This is a genomic window from Microbispora sp. NPDC049125, from assembly GCF_040802045.1.
Classification (GTDB): Bacteria; Actinomycetota; Actinomycetes; order Streptosporangiales; family Streptosporangiaceae; genus Microbispora.
On record NZ_JBEZDW010000027.1, the window covers coordinates 36,966 to 53,070 of the forward strand.

17 protein-coding genes are annotated in these 16,105 nt (G+C 71.7%); 11 read left to right on the forward strand and 6 right to left on the reverse strand.

Annotated features, from left to right (window positions below; all coding sequences use genetic code 11):
* Positions 1 to 4: 4 nt before the first annotated feature.
* The 3 genes from AB0B72_RS27275 to AB0B72_RS27285 all read right to left on the reverse strand — a co-directional run bounded on the left by AB0B72_RS27275 (position 5) and on the right by AB0B72_RS27285 (position 3,255).
* Positions 5 to 1,690 carry a ribonuclease J gene (locus tag AB0B72_RS27275; RefSeq protein ID WP_367741851.1) on the reverse strand — a complete coding sequence of 562 codons (1,686 nt, stop codon included), beginning with the start codon at positions 1,688 to 1,690 and terminating at the stop codon, positions 5 to 7.
* A 76-nt stretch (positions 1,691 to 1,766) separates the two neighbouring features.
* A complete protein-coding gene (dapA, locus tag AB0B72_RS27280) occupies positions 1,767 to 2,684 on the reverse strand; it encodes a 4-hydroxy-tetrahydrodipicolinate synthase (RefSeq protein WP_367741853.1) in 918 nt (305 codons plus the stop codon).
* Positions 2,685 to 2,955: 271 nt separating this feature from the next.
* Positions 2,956 to 3,255: a hypothetical protein gene (locus AB0B72_RS27285; RefSeq protein WP_367741854.1), complete on the reverse strand. Its 300-nt coding sequence runs from the start codon at positions 3,253 to 3,255 to the stop codon at positions 2,956 to 2,958.
* A gap of 138 nt (positions 3,256 to 3,393) precedes the next feature.
* Here AB0B72_RS27285 and AB0B72_RS27290 point away from each other — a divergent pair, with 138 nt between their 5' ends.
* The 8 genes from AB0B72_RS27290 to AB0B72_RS27325 all read left to right on the forward strand — a co-directional run bounded on the left by AB0B72_RS27290 (position 3,394) and on the right by AB0B72_RS27325 (position 10,104).
* The gene (locus AB0B72_RS27290; RefSeq protein WP_367741855.1) at positions 3,394 to 4,131 is read left to right on the forward strand and encodes a GntR family transcriptional regulator; all 738 of its coding nucleotides are present in this window, start codon (positions 3,394 to 3,396) and stop codon (positions 4,129 to 4,131) included.
* A gap of 52 nt (positions 4,132 to 4,183) precedes the next feature.
* Positions 4,184 to 4,858, forward strand: coding sequence for a RadC family protein (locus AB0B72_RS27295; protein ID WP_367741856.1), 675 nt, complete (start codon positions 4,184 to 4,186; stop codon positions 4,856 to 4,858).
* Positions 4,859 to 4,961: 103 nt separating this feature from the next.
* Positions 4,962 to 5,444: a GntR family transcriptional regulator gene (locus AB0B72_RS27300; RefSeq protein WP_367741858.1), complete on the forward strand. Its 483-nt coding sequence runs from the start codon at positions 4,962 to 4,964 to the stop codon at positions 5,442 to 5,444.
* 43 nt (positions 5,445 to 5,487) lie between these two features.
* Positions 5,488 to 5,967, forward strand: a complete 480-nt coding sequence (locus AB0B72_RS27305; RefSeq protein WP_367741859.1) for a GntR family transcriptional regulator — start codon at positions 5,488 to 5,490, stop codon at positions 5,965 to 5,967.
* Positions 5,968 to 6,031: 64 nt separating this feature from the next.
* Complete coding sequence (locus tag AB0B72_RS27310) at positions 6,032 to 6,535, forward strand: NUDIX domain-containing protein (RefSeq protein ID WP_367741860.1); 504 nt, start codon at positions 6,032 to 6,034, stop codon at positions 6,533 to 6,535.
* Between the two features lie 140 nt (positions 6,536 to 6,675).
* Complete coding sequence (locus AB0B72_RS27315; RefSeq protein ID WP_367741861.1) at positions 6,676 to 7,770, forward strand: TetR/AcrR family transcriptional regulator; 1,095 nt, start codon at positions 6,676 to 6,678, stop codon at positions 7,768 to 7,770.
* Positions 7,771 to 7,793: 23 nt separating this feature from the next.
* The gene (locus AB0B72_RS27320; RefSeq protein ID WP_367741862.1) at positions 7,794 to 8,441 is read left to right on the forward strand and encodes a transcriptional regulator; all 648 of its coding nucleotides are present in this window, start codon (positions 7,794 to 7,796) and stop codon (positions 8,439 to 8,441) included.
* Between the two features lie 10 nt (positions 8,442 to 8,451).
* Positions 8,452 to 10,104: a pyruvate, phosphate dikinase gene (locus tag AB0B72_RS27325; RefSeq protein WP_367741863.1), complete on the forward strand. Its 1,653-nt coding sequence runs from the start codon at positions 8,452 to 8,454 to the stop codon at positions 10,102 to 10,104.
* A 61-nt stretch (positions 10,105 to 10,165) separates the two neighbouring features.
* Here the strand turns inward: AB0B72_RS27325 and AB0B72_RS27330 are convergent, their stop codons facing one another.
* Positions 10,166 to 11,221 carry a hypothetical protein gene (locus tag AB0B72_RS27330; RefSeq protein ID WP_367741864.1) on the reverse strand — a complete coding sequence of 352 codons (1,056 nt, stop codon included), beginning with the start codon at positions 11,219 to 11,221 and terminating at the stop codon, positions 10,166 to 10,168.
* Positions 11,222 to 11,256: 35 nt separating this feature from the next.
* Entirely contained in the window at positions 11,257 to 11,859 is a 603-nt protein-coding gene (locus AB0B72_RS27335; RefSeq protein WP_367741865.1) for a TetR/AcrR family transcriptional regulator, read from the reverse strand.
* A gap of 97 nt (positions 11,860 to 11,956) precedes the next feature.
* Here AB0B72_RS27335 and AB0B72_RS27340 point away from each other — a divergent pair, with 97 nt between their 5' ends.
* The gene (locus AB0B72_RS27340) at positions 11,957 to 12,925 is read left to right on the forward strand and encodes a zinc-binding alcohol dehydrogenase family protein (RefSeq protein WP_367741866.1); all 969 of its coding nucleotides are present in this window, start codon (positions 11,957 to 11,959) and stop codon (positions 12,923 to 12,925) included.
* Positions 12,926 to 12,935: 10 nt separating this feature from the next.
* Here AB0B72_RS27340 and AB0B72_RS27345 read toward each other — a convergent pair whose 3' ends face one another.
* Positions 12,936 to 13,913, reverse strand: a complete 978-nt coding sequence (locus tag AB0B72_RS27345) for a DMT family transporter (protein WP_367741867.1) — start codon at positions 13,911 to 13,913, stop codon at positions 12,936 to 12,938.
* Between AB0B72_RS27345 and AB0B72_RS27350 the strand changes: the two genes are divergently transcribed.
* Both AB0B72_RS27350 and AB0B72_RS27355 read left to right on the forward strand, forming a co-directional pair.
* Positions 13,912 to 15,306 (forward strand): PLP-dependent aminotransferase family protein, encoded by a 1,395-nt coding sequence (locus AB0B72_RS27350; protein ID WP_367741869.1) that lies wholly within the window; start codon positions 13,912 to 13,914, stop codon positions 15,304 to 15,306. The genes AB0B72_RS27345 and AB0B72_RS27350 overlap by 2 nt on opposite strands.
* Positions 15,307 to 15,536: 230 nt before the next feature.
* Positions 15,537 to 16,082 carry a CGNR zinc finger domain-containing protein gene (locus AB0B72_RS27355; protein ID WP_367741870.1) on the forward strand — a complete coding sequence of 182 codons (546 nt, stop codon included), beginning with the start codon at positions 15,537 to 15,539 and terminating at the stop codon, positions 16,080 to 16,082.
* The last annotated feature ends 23 nt before the right edge of the window (positions 16,083 to 16,105 follow it).

A 16,105-nucleotide genomic window follows, 5' to 3' on the forward strand; every position in this document is an offset into this window, starting at 1 on the left:
CCGGCTACAGCTCGACGACCACCGGGATGATCATCGGGCGGCGGCGGTAGGTGTCGCTCACCCAGCGCCCCACCGTACGGCGGATCGCGCGGCGGATCTGCATCGTGTCGGCGACCCCCGCGGCGGCGGTCTCCTGGAGGGCCGCCTCGATGATCGGCAGGACCGCGTCGAACGCCTCCGAGTCGATGCCCGAGCCGCGTGCCGTGATCTCCGGGCCGCCGGTGAGCTTCCCGGTCGTGGAGTCCACGACGACGACGATGGAGATGAAGCCCTCGTCGCCCAGTATCCGCCGGTCCTTCAGCGCCACGTCGGTGATGTCGCCGACCGAGGTGCCGTCGACGAAGACGTACCCGCAGGGCACGGCGCCGGCGATGCTCGCGTGGCCGTCGACCAGGTCGACCACGACGCCGTCCTCGGCGATCACGATGTTCTCGTCCGGGACGCCCGTCAGGCCGGCGAGGCGCGCGTGGGCCCGCATGTGCCGCCACTCGCCGTGGACCGGCATGAAGTTGGACGGCTTGGTCAGGTTGAGCACGTAGAGCAGCTCGCCCGCCGCCGCGTGGCCCGACACGTGCACCCGGGCGTTGCCCTTGTGGATGACGCGGGCGCCCCAGCGGTTGAGGCCGTTGATGACCTTGTTGACCGCCGTCTCGTTGCCCGGCACCAGCGAGGACGCCAGCAGGACGGTGTCGCCCTCCGCGATGCGGATCGGATGGTCGCGGTTGGCCATGCGGGACAGCGCCGCCATCGGCTCGCCCTGGGAGCCGGTGCAGATCAGCACCACGTCCTCCGGCGGCCACTCCTCGATCTCCCGGCCGTCGACCAGCAGGCCGGCGGGCACCTTGAGGTAACCGAGGTCCCGCGCGACGCCCATGTTCCTGACCATGGAGCGCCCGATCAGCGCGACCTTCCGGCCGTGCTTCTCGGCGGCGTCCATGATCTGCTGCACCCGGTGGATGTGCGAGGCGAAGCTGGCGACGATGATCCGCTTCTCGGCGGTGCGGAAGACGTCGTCGATGACCGGCGCGATCTCGCGCTCGCTGACGACGAAGCCGGGTACCTCGGAGTTGGTCGAGTCCGACATCAGCAGGTCGACGCCCTCCGACCCCAGCCGGGCGAACGCCCCGAGGTCGGTGAGCCGCCCGTCCAGCGGGAGCTGGTCCATCTTGAAGTCGCCGGTGTGCAGCACGATGCCGGCCGGCGTCCTGATGGCCACGGCCAGGGCGTCGGGGATCGAGTGGTTCACCGCGATGAACTCGCACTCGAACGGCCCGAACGTGCGCCGCTCCCCCTCCACGACCTCGACCTTCACCGGCTGGATCCGGTGCTCGGTCAGCTTGCTCTCGATCAGTCCCAGCGTCAGCCTCGACCCGATCAGCGGGATGTCCCGCCGCTCGCGCAGCAGGTACGGCACCGCGCCGATGTGGTCCTCGTGGGCGTGCGTGAGCACGACCGCCTCGATGTCGCCCAGCCGGCCCCGGATGTAGTCGAAGTCGGGCAGGATGAGATCGACGCCCGGCTGGTCCGGCTCGGGGAACAGCACACCGCAGTCGACGACGAGCAGCCGCCCGTCGTACTCGAAGACCGCCATGTTGCGGCCGATCTCTCCCAGCCCTCCCAGCGCGACGATGCGCAGGCCGTTGTCCGGCAGCGGGGGAGGCGGCCCGAGCTCGGGATGGGGATGGCTCACGCGAGCCCCCTTCCCGTACCGGGGCGGTTACCGCTGATCGCTGTATTTCGCTCGCTCATTCGTCTCCATCTGCTGATTAGCTATCGACAAGTTTGAGACCCCCCGCGATGAGGTCCTCACGCAATGCGGCGACCTGGTCCTCGGTGGCGTCGACGAGCGGGAGCCGTACACGGCCGCCGTCCTGGCCCACCAGCCTCAGTGCCGCCTTCACCATGATCGCACCCTGGGTGCGGGTCATGATCGCCGTCACCACCGGCAGGAGCTGCCGGTGGACGGCCAGGGCGCCGGCGACGTCGCCGGCGCGGTACAGCTCCGCCATGGAGGCGAGCTCGGCCCCCACCACGTGGCCCACGACGCTCACGAAGCCGGCCGCTCCGACCGACAGCCACGGCAGGTTGCACGCGTCGTCACCCGAGTAGAACGTCAGGCCCGTGGCGGCCATCACCTGGGAGCCGGCGAACAGGTCGCCCTTGGCGTCCTTGACCGCGACGATGCGCGGGTGCTCCGCCAGACGCAGCAGCGTCGGGGTCGCGATGGGCACGCCGGTGCGGCCCGGGATGTCATAGAGCATCACTGGAAGGCCGGTCGCGTCGGCGACCGTCGTGAAGTGCCGCAGCAGGCCCTCCTGCGGCGGCTTGTTGTAGTACGGGGTCACCACCAGCAGGCCGTGCGCCCCGGCGCGCTCGGCGGCGCGGGCGAGCTCGACGCTGTGGTGCGTGTCGTTGGTCCCCGCCCCGGCGACGACGGCCGCCCGGTCGCCCACGGCCTCGACGACCGCGCGGAGGATGCGGTCCTTCTCGTCGTCGGAGGTGGTGGGGGACTCCCCTGTCGTGCCGCTCACGACGACACCGTCGTTGCGCTGCTCGTCCACCAGGTAGGCGGCGAGCCGCTGGACGCCTTCGTAGTCGACGGCGCCGTCAGAACTGAACGGCGTGACCATCGCGGTCAGCATGCGACCGAAGGGGGCGTCGGAGGTTCCAGTTGGCGATGCCATAGACGGAACGCTACCTGGATCCGCGAGGGTGGTGGACTCCGCCACCCCGATATGCCCCGTGTCGCCGGGACTGCCGGGGCCGCGCGCCGCGGGCCGCCGGTGTGCGGTCCTCGCGCGGCTCACGCCGGAAGGGTGGGAAGACGTCAGAAGAGGCCGCCGATATGTGCTCGGGGGTACACACATCAGCGACCTCTAACCGGAAATCGCCGCGCCTTACGCCGGTGTTACACCCTGGTGGAGAGAATTTTCCGAATGATCCGTCCAGGGCCGGTCAGCGGGCCTGACCGAGGATCAACCTGCGCCACAGCTCCCGCATACCCGCGGTATTGATCCGGTCCGTCTCGTGGATCCGCACACCCCGCCTCGCCTCCACGGTGCGCCGGACGAACATCAGCCCGCCCGCCGCGCACAGCTCGTAGACCGTGGGCCTGCACTCGCAGGTGTGCCGGCGGACGCGGACCCGGTCACTGCGCGACGTGGGTCTCAGCCACCTGATCTCCTCGTATCCCGCCTGGGCGGGCGCGACATGCAGCCCGTGATACGGCCGCGGAAGCGGAATATCCGTACGCAACTCCTTAACGGGTGATTGGCGCATTAAGTGACCTTTCACCAGGCAAAGTTGGAGTCACAGGCGTGGGCCGTTACTCTCGGTTGCCCTTTGGATACGCCAAGATTGGGAAACCTCGTCGCCCCCTCCAGGGATGGATTGATGGCCAACTCTGATCCGGTCTACCTGCGCGTAGTGGAGGACCTTCGCCGTCAGATCGTCGACGGCACGCTCCCACCGGGAGCACCGATTCCCTCGCGCCACCAGATCACCAGGAAGTACAGCGTCGGAGAGACGGCCGCCCGCCACGCGCTCCGCGTGCTCGCACAGGAAGGCCTGATCATCGGCCGTGTGGGTTCGGGTCACCGCGTGCGGGAGCAGCCGACGCTGATCCCTCTGCATCGCAGCCGCCTGCCCGACCAGCTCGCCTGCTTCGCGTCGGACATGCAGTCCGGCGGCCTCCACCCGACATGGACCTGGCGGAGCGAGCTCGCGGAGGCCCCTCCCGAGATCGCCCAGCGCCTGCGGATCGGACAGTGGAGCCCGGTCATCCGGATCCGCTCCGTCTTCCGCGGGGACGGCCGTCCCGTCCAGCTCGTCACGTCGTACGAACTGGTCGAGTTCGGCCAGCACCAGGGCCCTGAGGAGGGCAGCTCCGAGCGCAGGAGCGCGGCCGCGCGCACCACGGCGAACGGCAGCCCCGTCACCGAGATCAACGAGACGGTCCACGTGCGGGTGCCCCAGCCGACAGAGAGCGACCTGCTCGAGCTGCCCTCGGGCGTCCAGGTGCTGCACGTCGAGCGCACCTACTGGGCGGCCGGGCGGCCGGTGGAGACGAGCGACGCCGTGATCCCGGGCGACAGCTTCCGCCTGGTCTACGGCATCCCCGTCCCCCTCTGACTGTCGGTGCCCGCTGGTAGAACCGTTCCGGATCCCCCATCCGGAGGTGCCCGTGCGCGTCAAGGACCTGCCCCTGGCCGACCAGCCGCGTGAGCGGCTGCTGGCGTCCGGCGCGGCCGCTCTGGCCGACCGCGAGTTGCTCGCCCTGCTGCTCGGCTCGGGCAGCAGGGGGGTCAGCGCCGTCGAGCTGGCCTCACAGCTCATCGCCCACTGCGGCGACCTCGGCGAGCTCTCCCGGTCCGAGGCCCACCGGCTGCTCGCCGTGCCGGGCGTCGGGCCGGCCAAGGCGGCGCGCATCGCCGCGGCCTTCCACCTCGTACGGCGGGCCCAGGCGGAGCCGGAGCGCAGCCGCATCACCTGCTCGGCCGACATCGCCGCGGCGGCGGCGCCGCTCCTCCACGGGCAACCCCGGGAGCGGCTGGTCGTGGTGGTCTGCGACGCCCGCGGCTCGGTGCTCCGCCGCGCCGTCGTCAGCGAGGGAGGGAGCGACTCCACTCCCGCGCCCGTCCGCGACATCGTCACCACCGTCCTCGTCTCCGGCGGGGCCGCCTTCGGCCTCGCCCACAACCACCCCAGCGGCTCACTCACGCCCAGCTCGGCCGACATCGAGGTCACCGCCCGCGTCCACGAGGCCGCCGACGCCGTCGGCCTCCGCTTCCTCGACCACGTGATCGTCACCGACACCGCCTGGCGCCGCGTTCCCTCCGGTGCCTCTACCGACACTTGAGAAGCATACGTCTAGTTGTTCTCTCACGTCTAATCCGACGGCATGTCTCTACTAAGTCATAGCGAGACGAAGGACCACGATAGCCCTCGCCTATCGTTCGGTTGTGCTCGACCATGATGGCGATACACATCTGTATGTGCAGATTGCAGACATCCTTCGGGACCAGATCCGGCGAGGTGATCTGGCTCCCGGAAACGCCGTGCCCAGTGAAGCCGCCATCCAGAGCGAATTCGGAGTGGCTCGCACGACCGCCCGCCGCGCGTTCCACATACTGCGTGACGAGGGCTTGATCTACACCGTGCAAGGCGAGGGCACGTTCGTCGGCAGCCCTGGCCAGGCGCCGCGAGAGTCTCGCAAGACGCCGCGGTATCAGCAGATCGCCAATGACGTGGTCGACAGGATCCGCACCGGGGAACTCCACCCGCGACGTCCCATCCCCAGTGAGACCACCCTCGTGCAGCAGTACGACGTAGCCCGGGAGACGGTCCGGCGAGCGGTGGCTCTTCTGCGGGAACAAGGGTGGGTCTACACCGTGCCGCAACGCGGCAGCTTCGTCAGTTCGGAAGAGATGTGGCCCCAGGCCTGAGCGCAACCCTGTAGGCGTACAGCGGCGTCCTAGTGTCGAACACATGCTTGACCGAGATGGACCAGTGCCGATCTACAAGCAGATCGCGGAGATCATCCGTGAGCAGATCGACCATGGCGACCTCGTCCCGGGTGACGTGGTGCCGAGCGAAGCCGAGTTGGAAGCGGAATACGGCATCGCACGGATGACGGCCCGCCGGGTGGCGCGCGAGCTGCGCGAGCGGGGCCTCGCCTATACCGTCCAGGGCAAGGGCACCTTCGTCGGCCATCCAGGCACACCCAAGTCCGCTGAGCGCACACCCGTCTACCACCGCATCGCGGCCGATACCGTGCGGCGCATCCGTTCGGGCGATCTGGTCGTCAACCGCCCGATCCCCAGCGAGAAGGCACTCATGAAGGAGTACGGCGTCGCCAAGGCGACGGTCCGCCAGGCGGTGGCATACCTCCGTAAGCAGGGCTGGGTGTTCACCGTCCCCTACCGCGGCACCTACGTCTCACCGAAGGAAGACTGGCCGGAGGACTGACCGCCCGGCGAGCGCGGCCAGCGGCGACCGCCTGAAGCCGATGCGGACCCGATACCCTCGCCGCGTGAGTTCCGGCCGGTCGGCGGCGCCATGGCACGTGGGGTTCGTCGCGTCCCTCCCCCGCAGGCGCGTCGCCGCCGGGGCACTGTTCCGCGACTCCGCAGGACGGGTGCTGCTCGTCGAGCCGACGTACAAACCGGAATGGGACCTCCCCGGTGGGATGGTCGAGGCCGGGGAGTCCCCCACCGCCGCCTGCCGCCGGGAGGTGCTTGAGGAGCTCGGCCTCGACCGGCCCGCCGGACGGCTGCTGGCGATCGACTGGGTCCCCTCGACCGCGGAGCTGCCCGACGGCCTGATGATCGTGTACGACGGCGGGGTGCTGACCGACGCCGAGATCGCGTCCATCGTCCGGCAGCCGGAGGAGATCGCCTCTGTCGCCTTCGTCCACCCGGACGAGGTGGGCGCGCGGACGCCCGCGTCGCTCGCCCGCCGGATCGCGGGCTGCCTCGACGCGCTCGGCTCGGGCGAGGCCCTCTCGCTGGAGGACGGCCGCCGCCCGGCCGGTTGAGGACGGCGGGATCACTGCTCGCCGGACGGAGACCACGCCATCGGCGGGGAAGAGCACGAGCCGGAGACAGGCACGCGCACCCGGATGATGAAAACATTCGGATGTTCTACGTATCCTGATCCCATGAGCGGAGCCATACGATGGTCCGGCTGAGCCGGGCACAGCAGCAGGAACGGACCCGCGCGGCGGTGCTGGCCGCGGCGCGGGAGGAGTTCGCCGAGCGCGGATACACCGACGCCAAGGTCGATCGGATCGCCGAGCGGGCCGAGCTCACCCGTGGCGCGGTGTACTCGAACTTCCCGAGCAAGCGTGCGCTGTACCTGGCGGTCCTGGTCGGCTCGACCGGGCAACCGGACGCGGTGGACGCGCCCACCGGCGGCCTGGCCGATGCGCTGGGCGCGTTCGCCCGCGTCTGGCTCGAACGGCTGCCGATGACGGGCGACCCGACCGCCGTCGGCAGGCTGCGGTCGCGCTCGCTCACCGGATTGTTCGACGACGAGCCGGGCCGTACCGCGCTGGCGCAGGTGACCAGGCTGGAGGCGCTGCTGCTCGGCCTCGCGCTGGAGTCCGCCACACCGCACCAGGCGCGGCGGGTGCGGCTGGCCGAGCTGGTCCTGACGACGCTGAACGGAGCCGGCCATCTGGCCGACACGGCGCCCGGATTCGGCGACCCCTTCGACGTGGCGCACGCCTGCCGGCACCTGGCCGGGCTCGACCTCGCCGACACGTGGGATCCGCCGCACCTGCCGTACATCGGCCCCGCGCGACTTGTCCAGGACGCCTGGGAGCCGCCCGCCGAGTTGCCCGACCAGATCACCGGTCACGGCGCCGGGTTCGGCGCGGACGGCGTGATCGCCGTCCTCGGCTCCGGCCGGCTGGAGGCGGCCGAGGAAGCCGTACGCGCCGCCCGTCCCGGCGACCGGATCACGGTGGCCGTGGTGACGGGCGACCCAGCCGAGATCGGGCGTGCCCTGCGGCTCAGGATCGGCGACATCACCGGCTGTCTGCGACGTGTGTTCCCGCCGGCCGCCTGGCCGGGCCTTCGCCTCGTCCTCGACGACGACGCCCTCGTCGCGTCGGCGGCGGGAGTCGCTGACGCCGGCGACGCCACGGAGGCCGCGGTGCGCGTCCGGGCGGGCAAGATCGTCGCCCGGGCCGGCGGACGAGGCGCCGCCCTCGCCGTGGCGGCGGCGGGCGACTCGACCACCACGCGGTCCGGCGAGGCCGGACGATGACTCACCTGGCCGACGGGAAACCCATGGACGGAAGGCCTGCCGACGTGCCGAGCTCCCCCCAGACGACCAGCACCGAACTGCTGGTGCTCCACACCCTTCGCTGCATCGGCTTCTCCGGCCTCGCCCGCGTGTCCGAGGCGACGGGGCTTCCTGAGCCGGACGCGGAGTCCGAGCTGATCGACCTTGCGGTGGCCGGCCTCGTCACCCGCGTGCCGGGCGACTTCGGTGGGTGGGGTCTCACCGAGGCCGGCCGGGCCGCGGACGCCCGGTGGATCTGCGAGGAGCTGGACGCGGCCGGCGCCCGGCGCGCGGTGACCGAGGCGTACGACGACTTTCTCGTGCTCAACCCGGAGGTGCTCGATCTCTGCACGGCATGGCAGATGCGGTCGGTCGACGGTGTCGCGGCACCCAACGACCACACCGACCCCGCCTACGACTCCCGGGTCCTGGGCCGGTTCACCGACCTCGACCGGCGTGCCGGCGCCGTCTGCGCGCGCCTGTCCGCGGCCCTGCCCCGATTCCAGCGGTATCGGACCCGGCTCACCGAAGCTCTCGCGCGTGTCAGATCCGGCGCGCTGGACTACGTGACGGACGACCTGGCGTCGTACCACAGCGTGTGGTTCCAGCTGCATGAGGATCTGCTCGTCACACTGGGCATCCCGCGACACTGAACGGCAGCCGATGACCTGGATTCATCCGCTTTCGGCGGAGGCCGAGGCGACCGCGAGCGTCCTCGGCGGCAAGGCGAGCGGCCTTGTCGTGTTACACCGTCTCGGGCTTCCCGTGCCCCCCGCGTTCGTCATCGGCACCGCGGCGTGCCGCGCCTTTCTCCGCGACGGGCGGCTTCCCGGCGGCCTCTGCGCCGAGCTGGCCGCCGCCGTCTCCGATCTGGAGGCCGCCACGCGACGGCGCCTCGGCGGACCGGAGCGGCCGCTGGCGGTCTCGGTCCGCTCGGGCGCCGGCGTGTCGATGCCCGGCATGATGAGCACGATCCTCAATCTCGGTCTCACCACCGAGGCCACGGCGGGATTGGCAGCCGAGACAGGTGACCTGCGGTTCGCGCTCGACTCGCGCCTGCGGTTCCTGTCCAGCTTCGCCTCGGCGGTCGCCGGCCAGGCCCCGGAGGATCTGGAAGCCGTCGCGCGAGAAGGCGGCGGCGAGGAGACGCGTCTCGCCGCCGCGATCCGGGGCGTCGAGGCCCTCTTCCTCGAACGAACCGGCGAACCGGTCCCCGACGACGCGATGCGGCAGCTGGAACTGGCCATCAGGGCCGTGTTCTCGTCATGGGACACACCCCGGGCCAGGACCTACCGGGAGCTGCACGACATCCCGCATGACCTCGGCACGGCCGTCACCGTGCAGGCCATGGTGTTCGGCAACCGCGACGACCACAGTGGCACCGGTGTCGCGTTCAGCCGCGACCCGAACACCGGTGAGAGGTCCCCGTTCGGTGATGTCCTGTTCGGCCGCCAGGGCGAGGACGTGGTCTCCGGCAGGTCGGCGACCCGGCCGCTGGCCGAGCTTGCCGGACGGGAGCCGGCGGTGTGGGCCGGCCTCCTGGAAGCCGTGAACCAGCTCGAAGAGCACTTCCGCGACGTGTGCCATGTGGAGTTCACGTTCGAGGCGGGCCGGCTGTGGCTCCTGCAGGTGCGGCCCGGCGGCCTTGTCGGCCGCGCCGCCGTCCGCGTCGCCGTCGACCTGGCCGACGAGGGCGTCGTCAGCCGCCGCGAGGCACTGCTCCGGGTCCGTCCGGGGCATCTCCGATACGCGCATACGCCACGGATGGAGAACGCCGGCACGCTGGACGTCCTCACCCGGGGGCTGGGGGCCTGCCCGGGGGTCGCGACCGGCAGGGTTGCGACGACCGCGGACCAGGCGGCCCGGATGTCCGCCGACGGCCCGGTCATCCTGATGCGCCCGCACACCTCCCCGCTCGACATGCACGGCCTGGCCGCCGCGGCGGGAGTGGTCACCGCCCGCGGCGGCCCGGCCAGCCACGCCGCCGTCGTCGCGCGGGCCATGGGCAAACCCGCCGTCGTGGGAGCGGCGGACCTCACGGTCGACGCCGTCGCGGCCTGCGTACGAGCCGGGGGACGCACCTTTCCGGAAGGCACGCTCGTCACCGTCGACGGAACCGGCGGACAGGTCGTCGTCGGCAGCCCTCGCATCGTCACGGCGGCGACCGACTCCCACCTGCGCCGCCTGCTCGAATGGGCGGACGAGGTCTCCGGCGGCGACTCCGGCCGCGACGAGGTGGAACGTCTGACGGCCGCCCACGCCGTCCTCAACGCGCGGCGCGACCACGACCCGCCGCACCAGGAAGCGGCGGGGTGACATCTCCGGTTCGCGACGCCGGCGGCGGGACCAGGCCGGTGAGCGGAGAACGCGGTGCCGCTCAGAACACGGGGATGATCTCTTCCGGATCGATGAAGTCCACCGGCACGCCCTCGATGTCGAGCTCGGGGATCGCGGGGAACTCGATGCCCCACCGCTCGACGATCGCCCGGACCCGGGCCATCGCCACGCGCCAGTTGTCGGCCTGCTCCTCGTACGCCAGCACGCCGAGGCCCGCGTCCCGCGCGTGGTCCATCAGCACCCGGTGGTTGTGCAGGAAGTACGGCGGGAGCTCCCAGAAGCCCTCAGGGGGCTCCCACAGGATCATCGACAGGAACACGAACCCGGCCCGGAGCTGCCGCGTGATGAGGCTCCGCACGTCGTCCGTGAGCCCCGGCCACTCGTTCTCCAGGATCGTCATGCAGATCTGCAGGTGCCGCGACTCGTCCCGGCCGATCTTGTGGAACATGTCGGAGAACAAGGGATGCGACGTCCCGGACGCCATGCCGCGAAACAGCGTCGAGGCCGCCATCTCACCCATCATGAAGCTGGTGAACAGCACGGCCAGCGAGTACTTCCCCACGGCCGCGTTGTAGCCGTTCCAGTACCGCCCGCCGTTGTGATAGAGCCAGCCGATGTTGTTGTGGGCGGCGCGCTCCAGGTCGGTCGCGGGCTCCCAGCTCAGCGGGCCGCCGGGCCAGAGCCTCGCGATGGCGCGCTGGCAGCACTCCTCATGGTTCATCTCGTCGCGCGTGATGGAGAAGAAGCACTTGCGGACTGGGTCCTCCTCGTGCTTCTCGAACGCCTGGATCGTGGCGCGGGCGAAGACGGCGGGCCCCGAGGCGTCGAAGTTGGCCAGGACCGAGAACCAGTACATGATCCCCAGCCGCTGCTCGGGCGTGAAGTCCTCGGCGTGGAGGAGATCCCACGGCAGGTCCGCCGGGTTCCACACCATGCGCTTGGACTTCTCGTAGATGGCCGCGAGCTTGTCGGTCTCCACCCGCCATTCCATCGGGTAGATGTTCGGCTGCGGGATCTCCGGCGCCGGCCAGAACCCGCCCTCCGGGATCGTGACGTCCGCCATCCCGCACCGCCCCACCACGCGTGAATATGACACCGACCTCCCTATCCTGTGCCCTGCCGTCACACGATTCAAGTCTCCCCGCCTGAAGGGCCGAGCAGGCCGGACACCAGCACCCGCATCCCCGCGGCGAGCCGGTCGGCCTCTCCCCGCCAGAGCATCCGTACGACCGAGTCGGCGTGCAGGGACCCGAGGAGGACGTGCGCGAGGAGATCCGCGTCCAGGGCGGGGCGAGCCTCCGCGATCAACGCCGACACGTGGCCGTGCCAGAAGAGGTAGACGGGGTTGGCCTCGCGGCGCCCCTCGGCGTGCCGCTGGGTGGCGAGGGCGTGCTCGTGCGCCGTCAGCAGGCCGATGTTGCCCGCCACGTGCCGCACGACGGCGTCGAGGAACGCCTGCAGCCGCTCACCGGGCGGCGCGCCCGGCCCGAGCGGAGGCGGCCCGGACGCGATCGCCTCGTGCAGAGCGAGCACCCGTTCCTCCATCAGCGCGCGCATCAGCCCGGCACGGCTGCCGAAGCGATGGAAGACCGTGCCCTTCCCCACTCCGGCCGCGGCGGCGACGTCCTCGATCGACACCTGGTCCGGATCGTTCCGCCGCAGCAGCTCCTCGGCGGCCGCCAGGATCGCCCGCCGGTTGCGGGCCGCGTCGGCGCGCTCGCGTCGCTCCTCCATCCCGACCCCTCCAAACCGGACGTGACAACTGAACCACGGGTCCATATAGTACGACGGAGCGAACTTGACCAGTGGTCCACTTAGAAGGAGTACCGGCATGCGTGCGATCGTGCTGCGTGAGACTGGAGGGCCTGAGGTCCTGCGACTGGAAGAGGTCCCCCCACCCGTCCCCGGCCCCGGGGAGGTGCTCGTGCGGACCGAGGCCGTCGGCGTGAGCTATTACGAGACCCCGCTCCGCGCCGGCGTCTTCCCCTTCCCCGCCCCGCTGCCGGCCGTCTTCGGCTTCGAGGCGGCCGGCACGGTGACCGAGGTCGGAGAGGGCGCCGACGCCGCTCTCCTCGGCCGCCGGGTGACGGTGATGAAGCTCGGCGGGACGGGGGGAACCTACGCCGAGTACGTGGCGGCCGGCGCGGACGCCCTCACACTCGTCCCCGCCGGCGTCTCGGCGGCGGACGCGGTGGCCACCGCCGTCCAGGGCGCCGTCGCGCTCACCCTCCTGCGCGCGGCGGCCCTGGAGGACGGGCAGACCGTGCTCATCGAGGTCGCGGGAGGAGGCGTCGGGGGCTATCTCACCCAACTCGTCCGCGGCTTCGGCGCGGGCCGGGTGCTCGCCACGGCCGGCAGCGAGGTCAAGCGGCGCCGGGCCCGGGACCTCGGGGCGGACCTGGTCCTCGACCACACCGACCCCTCCTGGCCGGATCAGGTCCGGGAGGCGGGAGGCACCGTGGACGTCGTCTTCGAGGCCATCGGCGGGGCGTCGGCCCGGCGGCTCCTCGACGCGATGACGCCCGGCGGCGGGAGGATGATGTTCTACGGCCTGCTGGACGGGCCTCCGGAGGTCACCCCGGTCGATCTGCTCCATCGGGGCCTCACCCTCGCCGGGTGCGGCGGGCTCGCCGCATGGGGGCGGCATGTCCAGGACGCGCGGGCGGAGGTCCTGGACATGGTGGCCGACGGCCGGCTGCGCCCGCAGGTCGACAGCGTGCTCCCCCTGGCCGACGCCGCGACGGCGCATCGCCGCATCGAGGAACGGGCGGCCATCGGCAAGATCGTTCTGGTCCCCTAGTCTCCGCGGCTCATACGCCTCCGGCATTCCCGGGGGCTCCGGCCCGCCGGGGCTCAGGGACCCTGCGACTGCCCTGTGTCACGGCGACGCACACCAGCACGGCGAGAGCCGCCGCCACTGTGGCCACCCCGAACCGCTCCCCCAGCAGCCACCAGGCCCAGACCAGCGTCAGCAGTGGCTGGGCGAGCTGGATCTGCCCGGCGCGGGCGATCCCGCCCATCGCCAGTCCGGCGTACCACGGGATGAAGCCGAGGAACATGGACACCAGGCCGGCGTACGCGAACCCCGCCAGCGACACGGCGGAGAGCTCGGGGTGCGTCGTCAGCGCGAGCACGGCCGTGACCGGGACCGTCACCGGCGCGGCCAGGACCACGGCGTACGAGATGACGCGCCAGCCCGGGGCTCCGCGGGACAGCCGGCCGCCCTCGGTGTAGCCGACGGCGGCGGCCAGCAGGGCGAGCACGAGGAGCAGGTCGGCGGCGGCGAACCTGCCGGTCCCGCGCGTGAGGGTGAACGCGGTGATCGACAGCGCCCCGGCGACGCACGCCGCCCAGAACAGGGGTCGCGGCCGCTCTCCCGCACGCAGGACGGCGAAGGCCGCCGTCGCGGCGGGGAGCAGCCCGATCACCACCGCCGAATGGGCGGTGCCCGCGCCGGCGTGCAGAGCCAGGCCGCTGAACAGCGGAAAGCCGAGTACGACGCCCAGCACGATCAGGCCGTACGACCGCAGGTGCTCCCTGGGCGGCAGAAGCGGCGCGCCGGCCGCCTTCAGGCACACGGCGGCGACGAGCGCGGCCAGGGCCGCACGGCCGATCGCCACCAGGTACGGATCGAGCCCTCGCATCGCGAACTCGGTCGCGGGGAACGAGCCGGAGAACGCGATCACACCCACGCCCGCCAGGAGGCTCCCCCGCCAAGCCCGCGCCCGGCCGGTCTCCGTGGATGCCGCTATCGGCATCGGCTGGATAGCGCTATTCTGCAATCTCATGGATGACGATAGCAGTATCGCTCGCCTGGCCGCGATGCTCAGGGAGGAGACCCAGCGGGCCAGGCCGGGCGACAAGCTGCCGTCGAGCAGGGACCTGATGCGCCGGCTCGGCGTCAGCCCGGTGACGGTCTCCCGGGCCATCGCCCTGCTCGCCGCCGAGGGACGGGTGGTGACAAGGCCCGGCAGCGGCGTGTTCGTCGCGCCGGTGCGCGAGCCGATCGCCGAGGCCCCCGACCCCTCCTGGCAGACGGTCGCGCTCGGGGACCGGATGGTGGACGACCGGGGGGTGGTGAGCCTGCTGGCCCGGCCGGCCGACGGCGTCGTCCCCTTGACCGGCGGATATCTCAATCCCGCGCTCCGGCCGGTGAAAGCTCTGGCCGCCGCTGCGGCCAGAGCCGTGCGCCGGCCGGACACCTGGGCGATGCCGCCCCTGAACGGCCTGGCGGAGCTGCGCAGATGGTTCGCGGGCGAGGTGGGCGGCACGGTGACGCAGAACGACGTGCTGGTGGTCAGCGGCGGCCAGGCCGCGCTCACGCACGCCTTCCGCGCGCTGGCGGCCCCCGGCGCGCCGGTGCTCGTGGAGACTCCCACCTATCCGGGGGCGCTGGCCGCGGCGGGCGCGGCGGGGCTGCGGGCGACAGCCGTGCCCGTCGACTCCGGCGGCGTACGCCCCGACCTGCTGGCCGAGGCCTTCGCCGTCACCGGGGCCCGGGTGTTCTACTGCCAGCCGACCCTGCACAACCCGACAGGGGCGACGCTCACCCGCGAGCGCAGGGACCAGGTGCTGGCCGTCGCCAGGGCCGCCGGAGCGTTCGTGATCGAGGACGACTTCGCGCGGTACCTCACGACCGGGCCGGTGGCGCCGCCGATGGTCGCGATGGACCCGCACGGCACCGTCGTGCACATCCTGTCGCTGAGCAAGATCTCCTCACCGAGCCTGCGGGTGGCCGGCCTGATCGCCCGGGGGCCCGCCGCGCACCGGCTGCGTGCCGTACAGGTGGTCGAGTCGTTCTTCGTCGCCCGCCCGCTGCAGGAGACGGCGCTGGAGCTCGTCGGCTCCCCCGCCTGGCGCCGCCATCTCGGCGCCGTGCGGCAGGAGATCGCCACCCGCCAGGCGGCGCTCCTCGCCGGCCTGGCACGGCACGCGCCGTCGGCCGTCGTCGGACTGGTCCCCGGGGGCGGGATGCACGTGTGGGTACGGCTGCCGCCCGGCACGGACGAGGGCGCCGTGGTGGAGGCGGCCCGGCTCGGCGGTGTGCTGGTGAGCCCGGGGCGGATCTACTACCCGTCCGAGCCGCCGGGCCCCCGGCTGCGGCTCACCCACACGGCCCCGGACAACCTGGCCGAGCTCGACGAGGGGATCCGCCGTCTCGGTGCCGTCCTCACCTCGTGAACGCCTTTGACACGGGCGCGTCGCGGTCAGCCGCGCTTCCGCTTGGATTCGGCGAGCCGGCGCTCGCGGCGGTTCTTCTGCTGCATGGCGAGATAGGCCAGGTAGCTCACGTGCATGAGTCCTCCTCGGACACGGCCGGCGGAATGCCGACACCATCTAAATGCTTATGACGGTGTCGATTATTGCACAACCTCCTATTGCCGTACAGTGGTCACGAGAGGTGATCGATCATGGCGGGCCCTGCGGAGCTGCTCCGCGACTTCGTCAACACCTACGACGTCGAGTCGGACGCCGACGAGCTGGCCTCACCGGCCGAGCTGTCGGTGTGGCTGCGCGAGCGGGGGCTGACCGGCGACGGCGACCGCGCGTTCGACGACGACCTCGCCCTCGCGGCGCGCCTGCGTGAGGGTCTGCGGCTCGCGCTGCTGCGCAACCACGACGGCGGGCCGTACGAGACCCCGGAGGATCTTGGCGTGGCCCTGGCGGCGCTGCCGGTGCGGGTGACGCTCACCGGCGGGGTCCCCGGCCTGGAGCCGGCGGCCTCCGGAGTCGCGGGCGGCCTGGCGCGGATAGCGGCGGCGATCTCCGTCGCGCACACGGACGGGACCTGGCCCCGGCTCAAGGTGTGCGCCGAGAGCACCTGCCAGTGGGCGTTCATCGACTCCTCCAAGAACCGCTCGCGCTCCTGGTGCTCGATGCGAGTCTGCGGAAACCGCACGAAAACACGGGCATATCGGGCACGACGCCAAGCAGAAGGTACGCCGAGCCCTTCCTGACCAGTACGGTGTTACAGGCGAAG

Coding starts and splice junctions, on each gene's coding strand:
- dapA (WP_367741853.1), bottom strand. CDS start 2,684: ATGGCATCGCCAACTGGAACCTCCGACGCCCCCTTCGGTCGCATGCTG.
- AB0B72_RS27290 (WP_367741855.1), top strand. CDS start 3,394: ATGGCCAACTCTGATCCGGTCTACCTGCGCGTAGTGGAGGACCTTCGC.
- AB0B72_RS27305 (WP_367741859.1), top strand. CDS start 5,488: ATGCTTGACCGAGATGGACCAGTGCCGATCTACAAGCAGATCGCGGAG.
- AB0B72_RS27315 (WP_367741861.1), top strand. CDS start 6,676: ATGGTCCGGCTGAGCCGGGCACAGCAGCAGGAACGGACCCGCGCGGCG.
- AB0B72_RS27320 (WP_367741862.1), top strand. CDS start 7,794: ATGGACGGAAGGCCTGCCGACGTGCCGAGCTCCCCCCAGACGACCAGC.
- AB0B72_RS27325 (WP_367741863.1), top strand. CDS start 8,452: ATGACCTGGATTCATCCGCTTTCGGCGGAGGCCGAGGCGACCGCGAGC.
- AB0B72_RS27335 (WP_367741865.1), bottom strand. CDS start 11,859: ATGGAGGAGCGACGCGAGCGCGCCGACGCGGCCCGCAACCGGCGGGCG.
- AB0B72_RS27340 (WP_367741866.1), top strand. CDS start 11,957: ATGCGTGCGATCGTGCTGCGTGAGACTGGAGGGCCTGAGGTCCTGCGA.
- AB0B72_RS27350 (WP_367741869.1), top strand. CDS start 13,912: ATGGATGACGATAGCAGTATCGCTCGCCTGGCCGCGATGCTCAGGGAG.
- AB0B72_RS27345 (WP_367741867.1), bottom strand. CDS start 13,913: ATGAGATTGCAGAATAGCGCTATCCAGCCGATGCCGATAGCGGCATCC.
- AB0B72_RS27355 (WP_367741870.1), top strand. CDS start 15,537: ATGGCGGGCCCTGCGGAGCTGCTCCGCGACTTCGTCAACACCTACGAC.